At 62.1% G+C, this 14,552-nt stretch carries 12 protein-coding genes; 5 read left to right on the top strand and 7 right to left on the bottom strand.

Annotated features, from left to right (window positions below; translation table 11 throughout):
- The first annotated feature begins 43 nt into the window (after nt 1–43).
- On the top strand, nt 44–979 hold the full coding sequence (locus L1069_RS08810) for a glycosyltransferase (RefSeq protein WP_237455402.1): 936 nt from the start codon (nt 44–46) through the stop codon (nt 977–979).
- 44 nt (nt 980–1,023) lie between these two features.
- On the opposite strand, the gene L1069_RS08805 is transcribed toward L1069_RS08810, so the two are convergent.
- From L1069_RS08805 to pcaQ, 5 genes are all read right to left on the bottom strand, one after another.
- Nucleotides 1,024–3,669 carry a methyl-accepting chemotaxis protein gene (locus L1069_RS08805; protein WP_237455401.1) on the bottom strand — a complete coding sequence of 882 codons (2,646 nt, stop codon included), beginning with the start codon at nt 3,667–3,669 and terminating at the stop codon, nt 1,024–1,026.
- Nucleotides 3,670–3,913: 244 nt separating this feature from the next.
- A complete protein-coding gene (locus tag L1069_RS08800; protein WP_129371866.1) occupies nt 3,914–4,372 on the bottom strand; it encodes a hypothetical protein in 459 nt (152 codons plus the stop codon).
- Between the two features lie 153 nt (nt 4,373–4,525).
- Entirely contained in the window at nt 4,526–6,184 is a 1,659-nt protein-coding gene (locus tag L1069_RS08795) for a transcriptional regulator (RefSeq protein ID WP_129371867.1), read from the bottom strand.
- A gap of 375 nt (nt 6,185–6,559) precedes the next feature.
- Entirely contained in the window at nt 6,560–7,471 is a 912-nt protein-coding gene (locus L1069_RS08790) for an MBL fold metallo-hydrolase (RefSeq protein WP_237455400.1), read from the bottom strand.
- Between the two features lie 128 nt (nt 7,472–7,599).
- A complete protein-coding gene (gene pcaQ, locus L1069_RS08785; protein WP_237455399.1) occupies nt 7,600–8,526 on the bottom strand; it encodes a pca operon transcription factor PcaQ in 927 nt (308 codons plus the stop codon).
- An 88-nt stretch (nt 8,527–8,614) separates the two neighbouring features.
- On the opposite strand from pcaQ, the gene pcaC reads away from it, so the two are divergent.
- From pcaC to L1069_RS08765, 4 genes are read left to right on the top strand one after another with little or no spacing between them, the layout of a single operon-like run.
- Complete coding sequence (gene pcaC, locus L1069_RS08780; RefSeq protein WP_237455398.1) at nt 8,615–9,013, top strand: 4-carboxymuconolactone decarboxylase; 399 nt, start codon at nt 8,615–8,617, stop codon at nt 9,011–9,013.
- Entirely contained in the window at nt 9,010–9,744 is a 735-nt protein-coding gene (pcaH, locus tag L1069_RS08775; protein ID WP_237455397.1) for a protocatechuate 3,4-dioxygenase subunit beta, read from the top strand. The genes pcaC and pcaH overlap by 4 nt, the downstream gene beginning before the upstream one ends.
- Nucleotides 9,744–10,364 carry a protocatechuate 3,4-dioxygenase subunit alpha gene (gene pcaG / locus L1069_RS08770; RefSeq protein ID WP_237455396.1) on the top strand — a complete coding sequence of 207 codons (621 nt, stop codon included), beginning with the start codon at nt 9,744–9,746 and terminating at the stop codon, nt 10,362–10,364. The genes pcaH and pcaG overlap by 1 nt, the downstream gene beginning before the upstream one ends.
- A 12-nt stretch (nt 10,365–10,376) precedes the next feature.
- Nucleotides 10,377–11,207: a 3-keto-5-aminohexanoate cleavage protein gene (locus L1069_RS08765; protein ID WP_129371873.1), complete on the top strand. Its 831-nt coding sequence runs from the start codon at nt 10,377–10,379 to the stop codon at nt 11,205–11,207.
- Nucleotides 11,208–11,324: 117 nt separating this feature from the next.
- Here the strand turns inward: L1069_RS08765 and cueR are convergent, their stop codons facing one another.
- Nucleotides 11,325–11,714 carry a Cu(I)-responsive transcriptional regulator gene (gene cueR, locus L1069_RS08760; protein WP_129371874.1) on the bottom strand — a complete coding sequence of 130 codons (390 nt, stop codon included), beginning with the start codon at nt 11,712–11,714 and terminating at the stop codon, nt 11,325–11,327.
- Nucleotides 11,711–14,218: a heavy metal translocating P-type ATPase gene (locus tag L1069_RS08755; protein WP_237455395.1), complete on the bottom strand. Its 2,508-nt coding sequence runs from the start codon at nt 14,216–14,218 to the stop codon at nt 11,711–11,713. Before L1069_RS08755 ends, cueR begins: the two co-directional genes overlap by 4 nt.
- Nucleotides 14,219–14,552 lie beyond the last annotated feature (334 nt).

Below are 14,552 nucleotides of genomic sequence, written 5' to 3'. Positions count from 1 at the left end.
ACCTCTGACAGAGGAGGCGGCCGGCGGAATAAAAGGACAAGCAATGACACAGACTCCCGCCGCCAGTTTCATCCTGCTGTCCTATTGCCAGGAAGACACTATCGCCGAAGCGGTGCAGTCCTTGCTGGACCAGAATTGCGATCCGATCGAGATCATCATCTCGGATGATGCCTCCGCCGACGGAACGTTTGAGAAGATCAAGCAGCTGGCCGGCACCTATTCCGGTCCGCACAGGGTTGTGGCCCGGCGGAACGAAACCAATATGGGCGTCAATCGGCATATCGAACATGCTATCTCCCTCGCCACCTCCGACCTGATGATCTGGACCGCCGGCGATGACCGCAATGCCCCCAACCGTGCACAGCGGGTTATCGACAGCCACCGGGAAACCGGCGCCAAACTGCTCTATTCGGATGCGGAAACCGTCGGCCCGGACGGAGAACCCGGCGAGAACGCCTACCGCCGCGCCCTGTTCTACAAGGACTTCAGCACCGAGGATGCGGCCACGGCCTTTTCGCTCTACCTGGGGGCAACTGCTGCATGGCACAAAGACCTCTATCGCAAATACGGCGGCTTTCCCAAAGACCGTGCCTATGAGGACCTGATCCTCGGCTTCCGCGCCCTGCTGGAGGACGGCCTGCACTATATTCCCGAGAAGCTGGTGACCTACAAAGAAGACGTCGGCATCTCAGCCCAGCTGACCAAGAAGATCAGCACTCTGACCAATCAGGAGCGCCGGGCGCGAATGCTGAAAGGGCACCTAGCCGTCTTAGAGCAGCGACTTGCGGATGCCAGAACCTTTGGCCTGGCGGATAGCTCTCCGGTTGTCAGGAAGATCAAGCAAGCTGCCGGCAAGATCCATGCCCGGTTGGATTTCTATAACGGTATCGGCGCCGTGCTGGCCAGCCGGCACTATGGCTGGGGGGCAAAGCTGCAGGGCATCGCCAGCGAAGGCATGCGCAGGCTGCGCAACAGGTAACGGGGCAGGCACAAAACCCCGGCCAGCCGGCAGGCCGCAGATTGTCAGGCTTGCAGCCTCCAGGGATCTTCCTGTTCCAGACTACCTGAAACCGCCTCGGACTCTGAATTTGTCCTGAAGGCGCCGATGGCCCCGGCCATGGCCTGCGCTTCTTTGGACAGACCCAGGCTTGAGGAGGTGACCTCTTCGAACAGGGCCGCATTGCGGGTGGTGGCATCGTCAAGATTGGACATTGCCGAATTGATCTCCTGCAGGCTGCCGGATTGCTCTGAAGAGGCCTGGGAAATAGTTTTCATCAGATCTGCTGCGCTGTCGACAGAGGCGGAGATTTCACCAATTGCCGTGCGGGTCTGTTCAACCAGATCCGCACCAAGTTCGACATTCTGGCCGGCTTCATCCACCAGAGCCGAAATTTCAGTCGCAGCTTCTTTCGACCGGTGCGCCAAGGTCCGCACTTCCGAGGCCACCACCGCAAAGCCCTTGCCAACAGTGCCGGCACGTGCCGCCTCGACCCCGGCATTCAGCGCCAGAAGGTTGGTCTGCTGGGCAATCGCCTCAATCATGCCGATGATCCGTGAGATTTTTTCTGAGCTTTCCTTGATTGCTTCCATTGCGCTGTAGGTCCGCTTCACCACCTCAATACTGGCGCTGGCATTCTCGCGTGCCGCTTCAACAGAGGCGGACGCCTCCCCCGAGGCCTGGGCGGTGCCGGCAATGGAAACCGAGAGCTGGTTCACGGCAGCAGCCGTGCCTGCCAGTGTCTGCGCAGTTCGCTCCGAGCGTTCGGACAGATCGCGGGAGGCCGAGGAGATTTCGGTGCTGCCGCCGGCAATCGACTGGCCGCTGGTGCTAAGGCTGCTGACCGACGCCTCCAGTTTTTCCAGCGCCGCATTGAAATCATCCCGCAGCTTGGTATAGCCCTCGCCCATTTCCCCGTGGATCCGGGCTGTCAGATCGCCCTGCGACAGCTGCTCCAGACCCTCGCCAATGGCCGTCACTGCCGCCGTCTGCTCTGCCAGGCGGGCGTCACGTTCCGCATCCGCTGCGGCCTCGACTTCTGCTTTCTCCACCAGCCCGTCGCGAAACACCGAGAGCGCCGTGGCAATCCGGAAGATTTCATCACTCGACCGGTCGTACCCTGTTACCGGGCGCAGATTGCCGGCAGCCAGCCGTTCGGTTGTGCCGCTGATATCAGCCAGAGGGTGCAGAATAAGGATCCGGGTCAAAAACAGAGACGCCAGGAAGACACCGGCAGCCACAGCCGCCAGGATTTGCAGCTGTTGCTGCGCTGCCTTCACCTCAGCCGCAAGACCGCCGGCAATGGACGCGATTTCCAGTCGGCTTTCGGCCCCAAGACTGGTTGCGTGATGTGCAAATTCCAGCACCGCATCCACAGTAGCCTGCGACGCCGCAGCAGCCGCAGCTGTGGCCTCCAGCGACGCCACCTTGAAGACCGGCAATCCCTCCGACGGATCGGCCAGGCCAACCAGGTCCTTAAGCTCCTGTGCAAATACCCCGTTATTGAAACCGGCATAACCCTGCAGCGCCTTGGCAGCGTCCTGAAGCGGGGCAGCAGCGGCATCTGCGGCATCAATATCATGCGCAGCCGCCACATCCAGCGCCGCCACCTGGAAGGCACTGATCCAGCCATTGATCTCCAGCAGCTGCTGCAGCACGCCGACCTGGTTGTCCAGCAGCCCCTGGATCGCCGACCGGTTATCAGAGCTGGCCTGGGTTGCCGCAACAGACAGGGTGAACACCATACGCTCCATCGCCTGGGTCAGCGGGCGCACGCTGGCATTGCGGGCGCTCAGAACTTCCTTGCGGCTGTCCTTCAGCTCCTTACGGCTAGCGGTAAGGGTATAGCGGAACAGCTCCACACCCGCGCGGACCTTTTTGGCCCTGAATGTATCCAGGCCCAGCTCTTCCAGCCGCCCCATGACCGGCTCCAGCCGGCTCAAAGCGTCATTCGCCATTTTCTTGAGCGCCCGCTTGGTGGGCACGTCGCGCACGTGGCCCAGCGCCAGTGCCGCACCGGACAAAATGCTGATATCAGCGCGGGCTTCCAGCAGCGCTTGCAAGCTGCCGAACTGTTGCTCAACCAGGTTTTTGAGGACCTCATCAACCTGGCCGATTGTGTCTTCGCCGCCTGCCATCAAACTGTCGCTGGCCTCCGACGCGACCTGCACAAGCTTTTCCTGCACCGTTTGGCTAAGAGTCTGCAGGCTGCCGGTCTGGGAGTCGATCCAGGCCTGGTTTCGAAAGGCGCTTTTGCGGGCCGCGATCAGATTGCTGAGCATTTCGGAGGCCGCGTCCGCCTCCGGCCTAAACATGGCCCGCTCTGCCGCAGGCAGTTCAGCCAGGCTGTTTTCAAGATGCGCAATCGCTGCAACCGCCTCAGTCTCGGCCTGGACCAGCTCGTCAACTGATCCAGCTTGCAAGACCGCGATCATCGCATCCTTTGCCCGGCTTCCCGCCTTGACAAGACGGCCGCTCAGCTCCAGCCGGGGCACCTTCTGTTCCGTCAAAACCTCCATTTGGCGGCCGGTCTGGGAAAAGACCAGCGTAACCATGACACCGCCAACAGCAATAGCAGCCCCCATTGCCATCAGGATCAGCGTGATTTTTGCGCCAATGCTGGAAAACAATCGGAAACCGCGCTTGGCGGGAAGTTTTTTCTTTGCAGTCATAGTATCACCCAAGGCATCCGCCCATATTCCGTGCCAAGACCGGACTAGCAGCCGGCCTCACCGCCGTTATCGGCCGGTCAGGCATTCAATGGTGCAGGGCCGCTGCCGCACAGCTGCCCGCATCTCCCAAACAAAAGGGACGCAAGAATGTAAAAAAAATATGAGCGGTAATCGGGAAATCTGTTGAATTTTATCGACTGGCAGTGAAAGCAGCCCGCTGCAAAGGCCGCTTCAACACTACCGGTCAGATCTCTCCGGAGAGACGGCGCGCCGCGTGCAGGGGCAAATTTGTGGTTTCGGTAACAGGCCGGTAACCGGAAAGCGGATCAAATATATGCCGGATCTGCCCGCCCTCGCGGCACGTGGTCAGCAACACCGGACGGCCATTCACCTGCTGGCCCGAGACAGTAACCGGCAAGGTGCCTGTCAACCAGCCGCCATAGCTGACGGCCCCGCTGCCGCTGCGGATGACAATCTCGAAGTAGTCCAGCGCTGCCATTCTGAAGATCAGATCCGGCACCTCGCTTGGCCCGCCGCCCAAATGCTCAACCGTCAGATCGGCACCGATAAGGTTTTGCACCGAATAACCCCAGCGGTGCATGAAATCCTCAACAACGTCCAGGATCTCTTGCGTCCGCTCCTCGGGCTGCACGCCCGGGCCGTATTCCGAAAACCGGCGTTCGAAAGACAGATTTTCTGGCACTCCGCCTCCTAGACCTTGGTTCAGGGCCAAACTGCCCGATTTGCTGCTGGTTCCGGCAAAGCCTAGCACGCACAACTGCTTCCTGCAGAAAAGATATTTTTGGAATACAAGTTACACAGCGTCACCGTGGCTTTTGCACAATCGCTTGACCGGCTACTCCGGTACGCCCGCCTGCCGCAAGGCAGAAGCCCATTCCTGTCCCGCCGGGCTCATCGCTGCAGGATTGTCGCGCTGGAACTGCGACAGGCAGAACTCCGGCGCGGCCTCAAGCAGTTTTTGGACTGTGCTGCGGGCTTCAGCACCCCGGCCGGACATTTGCAGGGCGATCGCCTTGGACCGCAGCGGCACTGGAAAGGCGCCCTTGGCTTCAAGCGACCGCTCGGAAAGTTCAATGGCACGGGCAAAGTTGCGGGCAGACAAATACGCCAGGGCCGAGAGCGCATCAAAATAGTACCGCTGCGGCCCTAAAGGCGTCAGCCGCCGGGCCGCGTCGGTCATTTGCACCGCCTCATCCGGCATGTCCTGATAGGCCAGCGTCGCCCCTTTCAAAAGCAGCGCCAGCGCTTCGTTTGGATTGTCGCGCAGCGCAAGGTCATAGGCGTCTTGTGCCAGATCGAAGCGGAACGTCAGATGGCTGGAGATAAGCCCCTTGAGCGTATGAGCCAATGAGAAACCCGGTGCAGCTTCGATGGCGGCCTCTGCCATCCGGCTGGCCAGGCGGCTGTCCTCTCCACGGTTCGGAGACAAGCCCTTTTCAACCCGCATCACATGCCAGAATCCCATCCAGGTCAGCGGCAGCACATGTTTTGGCTCCCGTTCAAGCAGATGCGACAGGATTTCATGTGCTTGCTGGAATTTGCGCGCGTCCATTTCCTGCATCAGCGAAATCGCCGCCATCAACAGGGTATGGCTTTCCAGGGTGGACAGCGGCTTGAAGCCCGCCAGCCGGACAGCTTCGCCCGCAGCGGTCTGTCCGATTTGCTGGGTGGCATTGCGCAGCACGGCACTGCGGCCCTCCATCAGGCTGCCTTTGCTGCCCTCGAAACTGCGCGACCAGATTACTTTTTCGCGGACTGCATCATGCAGATCGATCTCAACCCGGAACCGGTTGCCGTCGCAGCTGACGGTGCCCGACACCAAGTAATCCACGCCCGCGACCGAAGACACTTCGGCTGGACGCACTGTTTCCGGATCAAACTGGCGCGAGGCCAGATAGGAGGTGACCGAAAACGCCCAGCTGCGCGACAAGTACCGTGACAATTCTTCAGACATCAGCGATCCCAGCGGCACAACCGCGTCGCCAGGGGCACGATGCACAAAGGGCAGCACCGCAATCGAAGGCAGCAGCCCATCCAGGATAACACGGCCTGGCGATGTTCCTGCCTGCGGTCCAGGCCGGGCAGCACCACGGGCGAACTCCGCCCGGGCTTCGTTCAGCCAAGCGTTAAAAGCGGTCTCATGAGGCAGTTCAAACCCTTCCATGAAAACCGCATTGCCTGCGCAACTGTCCAACTCCACCCGGGTCAGGTCGAGGATAACCCGCTCCCGGTTTGCATACAGCAGCTTGGCCGCTTCGGGGCCCAGATGCCGACGCAGCGTCGACAAGGCTGTCCGCAGGCTTGCCTTTGCCTGTTCGGGCTGCGCCAGGCACCACAAGGTCTTCTCCAGAAACGCCCGCGTGCGGATCCCGCCATCAGCTGAGGACAAAAGCGCCAGCAGCGCCTGATGTTTCGCCCCAAGCTGAACATTGGTTCCATCTGCGTGAAAGACGCCAAACGCGCCAAACCGACATATCTTCAGAAGGACAGTCATCCGTAAACCCCACAAAAATCCGCGTCGCACTTGAAATTAAAGTAACGTTACATTGCATTGCCGCAATATGTTTTGCAATTACTGATTGCATTAACTTCGCAATTCATTTCAAAAGCAACGCCTGACAACCTTCGGGCATATCTGAGGGCGATCATAACTGTGCGCACGACATGGCATCGCAAACTGACCACATGCAGCAGCCTGCTTTAGTGCAGCAGTGCAGGTCCTTTGCAACAACCATGACCTGATCTGCTAAAAAGAACAACCACACACGCAAAAACTGTAATTCATTATCCCATTGGAACAACGGGACTGACTGCCGGTATCGATTTTCAAGCCCTCACCCCTCAGCCTGTGTTGTTTGGATACCTGCTTCTAAACCGCTGGCACAAAGCGGTAGCCGCTGCCAATGCGCTCTGCCCGCCCGATACCGCCACCAGGCAGATGATAGCCGATCAGCTGCATTTGCTCGGTGGCAAGCCGGTCCAGCAAACGCATACGTGTCGCAGCAGCCGTTTGCGGCTCCTGGTCGGCACCAACCGGCCTGCCAGGGTCAGCAAAGCTCACATGATGATTACCCACTGCATCCCCTAGAACCAGGACACTGTTACTGCCATCCCGGACTTCAAATGACATATGCCCCGGCGTGTGGCCTGGCGTGGCATGAGCTGCGACACCCGGCAGGATCTCCTCGCCGTCCGGGAAAAGCTGCACCTTGTCTTCCAACTGCTCCATCCGGCGCCGGGCCCCAATGGCCATGGCTGTCCTGTTGCTGCCGATACTGTCTGCAGTCTCCGGGTCGAACCAGTAATCCCATTCTCCCTGCCCCATCAGATAGGCCGCGCCAGGGAACAGCAGATCGTCAAAATCATCCAGCACCCCCCACAGGTGATCCGGATGGCAATGTGTAAAGACCACATGCGTCACCTGGTCAGGTGTGACGCCAAGAACATCCAGCGCGCCAGACAGATTTCCCGCACTATCCTGAAACCCCGGCCCAGCGCCGGCATCGAACAGGACAACTCTGCCTTCTTCGCGCAGCAGCGTTACATTCACCTCCGGCTTCAGCGGCCCGGCTGCAAGCCCGTACTGCTCCAACGCCTGCTGCAAAGCGTCCGGTTCAAGCCCGTCAAACAGAAACTCCGGCGGCAGAGTGAGATACCCGTCTGAAACTGTCTCAATCCGCTTGTTGCCCAAATTGATCCGCGCCGAAGCCCAGCCGGGAACAGCAGCAGCAGCCAGCCCCGCTGCAGCCGACAAGCCAAATTCACGCCTGGTGAACCCCATACCGTTTCCTTTCCCTATCGCCGCGCAATCAAATGCATAAATTGTGTTTGATGAATATTACTTCATCACGGCACTAAGGGAAACACTCGGCGATGCCGCAACCCGGCATGCCGGAGTACTGGCGGCACCTAGGCCAGCCCCTGCGCGGTGCAAGCCCTGCGCAGGGCGGCACAAAACCGCTGTGCGGCGGCCGAAAGCCGGTGCTCCCGCCGGACACACAGACCCACGGGGCCAAGGGTGCTGTCCGTATTCAAGGGCAGCGCTGCCATGCTGCCAGCCTCCAGCTCCGGCCGCACCACACCGTGGCTGATGATCCAGATCGCCTGATGCGCCAGGACAAAGCGCCTTCCGAATGTGGCGGAAACGGTTTCGATCGGAAACCTGGGCAGTGCCAGCCCCTGCTCAAGAAACATCCGCTCGACCATCGGCCGGATTATCGATCCTTCAGACGGCATCAGCACCGGGTAGTCCTCAAATGCTGTAGGCGGCACATGCACGGCGCCGGCCAAAGGATGGTCCCGCGCGACAACAACGGCCACCCGCTCGCGGTACAGCGGGTCGAATTCCACACCCGCCATGGCTTCCGGCGCAGGCATCCTGCCAACCACCAAATCAAGCCCGCCGCGGCGCAGCTGGTCGATCAGGTACTGATTGCCCCCGGACATCACCATGAACCGCCCCGGCGCGCCGCCGCCGCGCAGTTGCGCCAGCGTGTCAGGGACCAGATCGGCGGCGACGGTGGGCAGTGCGCCAATGGAAACCAGCGGTCCATCTGCCGCGTCCAGGCCGCGCAACAGCGCCACCCCGTCGCGTGCCAGCGCCAGGCTGCGCCCGGCATGGTCCCGGAACAGCTCGCCATACCCGCTGAGCCGGATACCGCGGCCATGCTTTTCGACAAGCGGCTTGCCGCAAACTTCCTCCAGTTCGCGCAGTGCCCGTGTCACCGCGGGCTGGGTCATGCCCAAGGCCGCGGCCGCCTGGGTGACGCTCATCTTGCGGGCCACTTCGACGAACACCTCAAGATGGCGCAGCTTCAATGAAGACGATAGCCGCATATCACTCCGGTTATGATTGCATGTATGTTTCAAGATTATACAGATCAGCTCCGGTATGCGATACTTTATCCAGCACGGGGAGACCAGGATGACGCAGCAGAACCGGTACAGCCAAGGCATGCAAATCAGGCGCAAGGTGCTTGGCGACGCCCATGTGGAGCGCGCCGAAGCCGCCAAAACCGCGCTGGACGCCCCCTTTCAGGAGCTGATCACCGAAGCTGCCTGGGGCACGGTCTGGGCCTCTGACCGGATTTCGCTGCGGGACCGGTCCATACTGACACTGGCACTGCTGGCTGCCACTGGGAATTTCGACGAGATTCCGATGCACATCCGCGCCACCGCCCGCACCGGCGCCAGCCAGGAAGATGTGCTGGAAGCCTTCCAGCATGTGGCCATCTATGCCGGGGTGCCGTGCGCGAACCGTGCCCTGAAGCTGGCCAAGCAAACCTATGCCGAAATGGAAAGCGAGGGAGGGGAAACCCCATGACCAAGCCGCAACCCGGGGAGTTCTACCAAAGGGACCGCCGATGGCACCCGCCTGCCCTGTCGCAGGACTACAAAACCTCGGTCACCCGTGCGCCGCAATACCCGCTGATCAGCCTGGAAAACACCGCCAGCGAGATCACCGGCCCGGCGTTTGGCCACAACGACATCGCCGCTACCGACAATGACCTGCTGGCCAACTTTGCCCAGCCCGGTGAAAGCCCGATCGGTGAGCGCATCATCGTGCATGGCCGGGTGCTGGATGAAAACGCACGGCCGGTGCCGAATACGCTGGTAGAGATCTGGCAGGCCAACGCCTCTGGCCGCTACCGGCACAAGAAGGACAGCTATCTGGGCGCACTGGATCCGAATTTCGGCGGTTGCGGGCGGGTCCTGACGGATGAAAATGGCCACTATCATTTCCGCACCGTGAAACCCGGCGCCTACCCCTGGCGCAACCGGGTGAACGACTGGCGGCCCGCGCATATCCATGTCTCGGTCTTTGGCACCGGCTTTGCCCAACGGCTGATCACCCAGCTGTATTTCGAGGGCGACCCGCTGATCGCCCGCTGTCCGATTGTGAACACCATTCCGGACCCGGAGGCGGTGCAGATGCTGATCGCGCGGCTCGACATGAATGCAACCATTCCGCTCGACACCATCGCCTACCGCTTTGACATCGTGCTGCGCGGACGGCGGTCCACCCTGTTTGAAAACCGGCTGGAGGGGAATTGATGCGTCAGCGTTTTGATTATCTGAAAGAAACCCCTTCGCAAACCGCCGGGCCTTATGTCCATATCGGCCTCGCTCCCGGCGCTGCGGGATTTGAGATCTATGATCAGGAACTTGGCTGGGACATTGCCGGGCCTAACGCCAAGGGCGAGCACATCCGGGTCGAGGGCATGGTCATCGACGGCACTGGCTCGCCGGTCAAGGACGTGCTGCTGGAGGTCTGGCAGGCCAATGCGAACGGCATCTATGCCCACCCCGAACATGGCGGCACGGTTGAGGACGGTTTTCGCGGCTGGGGCCGGGTGATCTCCGATTTTGAGACCGGAGAATGGGGGTTCGGCACCGTGAAACCCGGCCCGGTCATGGGCCGGGGCGGCCAGATGATGGCGCCGCATATCAACCTGTGGATTGTGGCGCGCGGCATCAATGTGGGGCTGAACACGCGGGTCTACTTTGAGGACGAGGCAGAGGCCAATGCCACCGACCCCGTGCTGAATGTGATAGAATGGGAGCGCCGCCGCGCCACTCTGATTGCCAGGCGCAGCGAGCGGGACGGTTTGGCAATCCACCGCTTCGACATCCGCCTGCAGGGCGACGATGAAACAGTGTTCTTCGACATCTGAAGGGGAGCAATCATGAGTAAACCCTGCATCATCTGCGTGGCCATCACCGGCTCGGTTCCGACCAAGAAAAACAACCCTGCAGTGCCCGTCACCATCGCCGAGCAGATCGAAAGCACTCAGGAGGCGTTTGAAGCCGGCGCCTCCATCGCTCATTGCCATGTGCGCAACGACGACCAGACGCCGACCTCGGACCCGGAACGGTTCGCCCGCCTGATGGAAGGCCTGCACAAACACTGCCCCGGCATGATCGTGCAGCTGTCGACCGGCGGCCGCTCCGGCGCCGGACACGAGCGCGGCGGCATGCTGCCCCTGCGCCCCGACATGGCCTCGTTGTCGGTGGGATCGAACAATTTCCCGGCGCGGGTTTATGAAAACGCACCCGATCTGGTGGACTGGCTGGCCTCGGAGATGCGTGCGCATGAGGTGAAGCCCGAGATCGAGGCCTTTGACCTGTCGCACATACATCAGGCGGTAAAAATGAACCGGGAGGGGCGCATTGCCGGCACGCTTTACGTGCAGTTCGTGATGGGCGTTAAGAACGCGATGCCGGTCGACAGGGACGTGTTCGACTACTACGTCAAAACCATGCAGCGGCTGGCGCCGGAGGCCCAGTGGTGCGGCGCCGGTGTCGGGCCGGGGCAGATCCTGGTCAATGAATGGTCAATCGCCGCGGGCGGCCATACCCGCACCGGGCTGGAGGACAATATGCGGCTCGACCGCGACACCCTTGCGCCCTCCAATGCCGCGCTGGTGAGGCGGGCAGCGGCGCTTTGCGAAACCTACGAACGCCCTGTCGCCACCTGGCAGCAGGCCCGCAAGATCCTGGAACTCCGGCCCGGCTGATGCCGCCCGCTTCGGGCCGCAGGGCCGAAGCCACGCCCAAGGCCGCCAGGCGGCCCGTCAGGGCAACCGCGGGCGCGGGAGCCCCCCCTTCCGCCCGGGCCGGCCAACTGGCGCCGGTCAACTCCCGCCGGAAAGGTCCTTGAGAATCGGGCAATCCGGACGGCTGTCGCCTGCACAGCCTTTGACCAGCTCTCTCAATGTGCCGCGCATCGCCTGCAGATCGGCGATCTTCTCCTCGATCTTGCCCAGATGCTCCAGCGCCAACTGCTTCACATCGGCGCTGGCGCGGGTTTCGTCCTCGTAAAGCGCCATCAGGGTACGGCAGTCCTCGATGGTGAAACCCAGCGCCCGGGCGCGGCCCAAAAAGGCCAGCTTATGCAGATCAGTCTCGGCAAAGCAGCGATAGCCATTGGCGCTGCGATGCGGTTTGATCAGGCCGATATCCTCGTAATAGCGGATGGTCTTGGCCGGCAGGCCGGAGCGGCGGGATACATCTCCGATATTCATGCGCGCGCCTCCTGCTTGCCGGCCGCAAGGACCGCCGGCCCGGCCTGTCCTTCATCCATGGCCGGTTTCAGGCGGCGCAAGCGCAGGGCATTGGACAGAACAAACACGCTCGACAGTGCCATTGCGCCTGCCGCAAGTGCCGGCGACAAAAGAGGCCCCCCAAGGGGGTACAGAACCCCGGCCGCCACCGGTACCAGCAGCACGTTATAGCCAAAAGCCCAGCCCAGGTTCTGGCGGATGTTGCGCATGGTGGCGCGGCTGACTGTCAGCGCGTTCACCACCCCGCGCAGATCACCCGAGACCAGCACCACATCCGCCGCCTCGATCGCCACATCGGTGCCGGTGCCGATGGCAATTCCAGCATCCGCCGCCGCCAGCGCCGGGGCGTCGTTTATGCCGTCGCCCACAAATGCCAGCGCGCCATGCTCTGCCTGCAGCTCCTGGATCGCGGCAACCTTATCAGCAGGCAGGCATTCGGCTTTCACTGCATCAATACCCAGCCGCGCGGCAATCGCCTGCGCCGTCGCCAAAGCATCACCGGTGATCATTGCCACCTTCAATCCTTGGTCATGAAAGGCTTTGATTGCCGCCGGGGTACCCGGCTTGACCGGATCCGCCACCGCAATCACCGCCGCCGCCTGGCCGTCAACGGCGGCGAAAAGCGGGGTTTCGCCGCGCTCCGCCAGTTTCAGCCCCTCCGCCTCCAGCGGGCCAAGCGCAATGCCTTCGCGCGCCATCAGCCGGGCGGCACCGGCCAGCACCACGCGGCCCTCGACCTCGGCGCGCAGGCCATAGCCCGGGATTGCTTCAAACGTATCGGGTTCGGGCAGCCCCTTGCCTGCCGCTGCCGTGACGGCGCGGGCGATGGGGTGTTCCGACTGCGCCTCAGCGGCGCCGGTCAGGCGCAGCACCTCCTCGCGGGTGAATCCTTTGGCGCAAATCAATTCGGTCAGCAACGGCCGGCCCTCAGTCAATGTGCCGGTCTTGTCGAGCGCCACCACGCGCACTTCCTGCAAGTGCTGCAGCGCATCGCCCTTGCGGAACAGAACCCCCATCTGCGCCGCGCGGCCGATGCCGACCATGATAGAAGTCGGCGTCGCTAGCCCCATGGCGCAGGGGCAGGCGATAATCAGCACCGAAACACCGGCCACCAGGGCCAGCGGCAGGGCGGGCGCAGGGCCGAGCAGAGACCACACCAGCACGGTCAGCGCCGCAACCGCGATCACTGCGGGTACGAACCACAGGGTGATACGGTCGACCAGCCCTTGCACCGGCAGCTTGGCGCCCTGCGCCTGCTCAACCATGCGGATGATCTGCGCCAGTACTGTGTCGCGGCCAACGCGGGTGGCCCGGAATTCCAGCGCAGAATTGCCGTTGATGGTGCCCGCCGTCACTTCATCACCGCGGGACTTGGCGACGGGCACCGGCTCACCGCTGATCATGCTTTCGTCGATGTAAGAGCTGCCGGAGGTGATCTCGCCGTCCACCGCGATGCGCTCTCCCGGACGGACGCGGATCAGGTCGCCTGGGCCGATTTCTTCCACCGGAGTTTCAATTGCATCCCCGCCCGAGACCACCATGGCGGTTTTCGGCTGCAGCCCGGCCAGCTTGCGGATCGCGGCGCCGGTGCGGCCCTTGGCGCGGGCCTCCAGGAAGCGGCCCGTGAGAATAAGGGCGACGATCACCACCGCCGCCTCGTAATAGACATTGGCGGTGCCCGCGGGCAGCAGCCTGGGCGCGAAGGTGGAAATCACCGAGAACCCATATGCCGCGGAGGTTCCCAGCGCCACCAGCGCGTTCATGTCGGGAGCGCCGCGGAGCAAGGCCGGAAAGCCCTTAGCATAGAATTGCCGGCCCGGCCCGGCCAGCACCGCAGTAGTCAGGGCGAATTGCAACAAGTAGCTGTTTTGCTTGCCTATATTTTCCATAACCCAATGATGCAGCGCCGGGACCATGTGGCCGCCCATTTCGATCAGGAACACCGGCAGTGTCAGAAGCGCGGCGATCAGCACCTGCCGGCCCAGTGCGGAAATCTCATCCGCGTTGCGGCGGCCGGCCTGCTCCGCTTCATCCTCTGCCACACCGCTGAGACGGGCCGGGTAGCCGGCATCCGTCAATGTGCGGGCGAGATCGGCGGCACGGGCCATGCCGGTTAAATAACGGATTTGTGCCGTCTCATTCGCCAGGTTCACGCTGGCCGATAGCACCCCCGGCACCGCCAGCAGCGCCCGTTCCACCCGGCCCACGCAGGACGCGCAGCTCATGCCGCTGACCACCAGGGAAGCTTGCGCCTCTGCCGCCGGATACCCCGCAGAGGCCAAAGCGCCGGTCAGATCCATCAGCGGAACCTCCGCGGCAGCCTCCACCTGGCCGGTGGCATTGGCAAGGTTGACGGAGGCGCTCTGCACTCCTTCGACCGCCGCCAAGGCTCGCTCAGCACGCCCTGCACAGCCCGCACAGCTGAGGCCGGTGATATTCAGTGAAATCCTGCTAAGTTCAGACATCGGAATCCTGCCGCTTCTGGTCCTTTGACAAGGGATATGAGGGTTCCAGCGAGGGGAAGGTCAAGACCCGGCATTCAATTTCCTTCCCATAACTGGAATCTTTCGAGCAAGCTGCTGGGAACCGGCAGTTTTTCATCACGCGGGAATGGCGCGGACCGTTGGCCGGCTGTCGCATTCAGGGCAAGGCCCGGCACCCTGCTCCTGATAATGTGCCGAGGCAAAGCTTGCGTGCGCCAGCCTGCAAATGTAACGCTGGGTCATTCCGGCCCGCGGCCCTGCTGCTGGCTACGCATTCAACCGGATCCGCTTCGCGGCGGCCCGGCCCCGCAGAATT

It is taken from the genome of Leisingera sp. MMG026 (assembly GCF_021654205.1).
GTDB lineage: Bacteria > Pseudomonadota > Alphaproteobacteria > Rhodobacterales > Rhodobacteraceae > Leisingera.
The sequence above is the reverse complement of the archived record's forward strand: the minus strand, read 5'-3'. Positions and strand labels throughout refer to the sequence as shown.

Excerpts from the sequence above, each read along its gene's own strand:
- L1069_RS08790 (WP_237455400.1), bottom strand. The coding sequence starts at position 7,471 with ATGGGGTTCACCAGGCGTGAATTTGGCTTGTCGGCTGCAGCGGGGCTG.
- pcaC (WP_237455398.1), top strand. The coding sequence starts at position 8,615 with ATGACGCAGCAGAACCGGTACAGCCAAGGCATGCAAATCAGGCGCAAG.
- L1069_RS08805 (WP_237455401.1), bottom strand. The coding sequence starts at position 3,669 with ATGACTGCAAAGAAAAAACTTCCCGCCAAGCGCGGTTTCCGATTGTTT.
- pcaQ (WP_237455399.1), bottom strand. The coding sequence starts at position 8,526 with ATGCGGCTATCGTCTTCATTGAAGCTGCGCCATCTTGAGGTGTTCGTC.
- pcaH (WP_237455397.1), top strand. The coding sequence starts at position 9,010 with ATGACCAAGCCGCAACCCGGGGAGTTCTACCAAAGGGACCGCCGATGG.
- L1069_RS08765 (WP_129371873.1), top strand. The coding sequence starts at position 10,377 with ATGAGTAAACCCTGCATCATCTGCGTGGCCATCACCGGCTCGGTTCCG.
- pcaG (WP_237455396.1), top strand. The coding sequence starts at position 9,744 with ATGCGTCAGCGTTTTGATTATCTGAAAGAAACCCCTTCGCAAACCGCC.
- cueR (WP_129371874.1), bottom strand. The coding sequence starts at position 11,714 with ATGAATATCGGAGATGTATCCCGCCGCTCCGGCCTGCCGGCCAAGACC.
- L1069_RS08810 (WP_237455402.1), top strand. The coding sequence starts at position 44 with ATGACACAGACTCCCGCCGCCAGTTTCATCCTGCTGTCCTATTGCCAG.
- L1069_RS08755 (WP_237455395.1), bottom strand. The coding sequence starts at position 14,218 with ATGTCTGAACTTAGCAGGATTTCACTGAATATCACCGGCCTCAGCTGT.
- L1069_RS08795 (WP_129371867.1), bottom strand. The coding sequence starts at position 6,184 with ATGACTGTCCTTCTGAAGATATGTCGGTTTGGCGCGTTTGGCGTCTTT.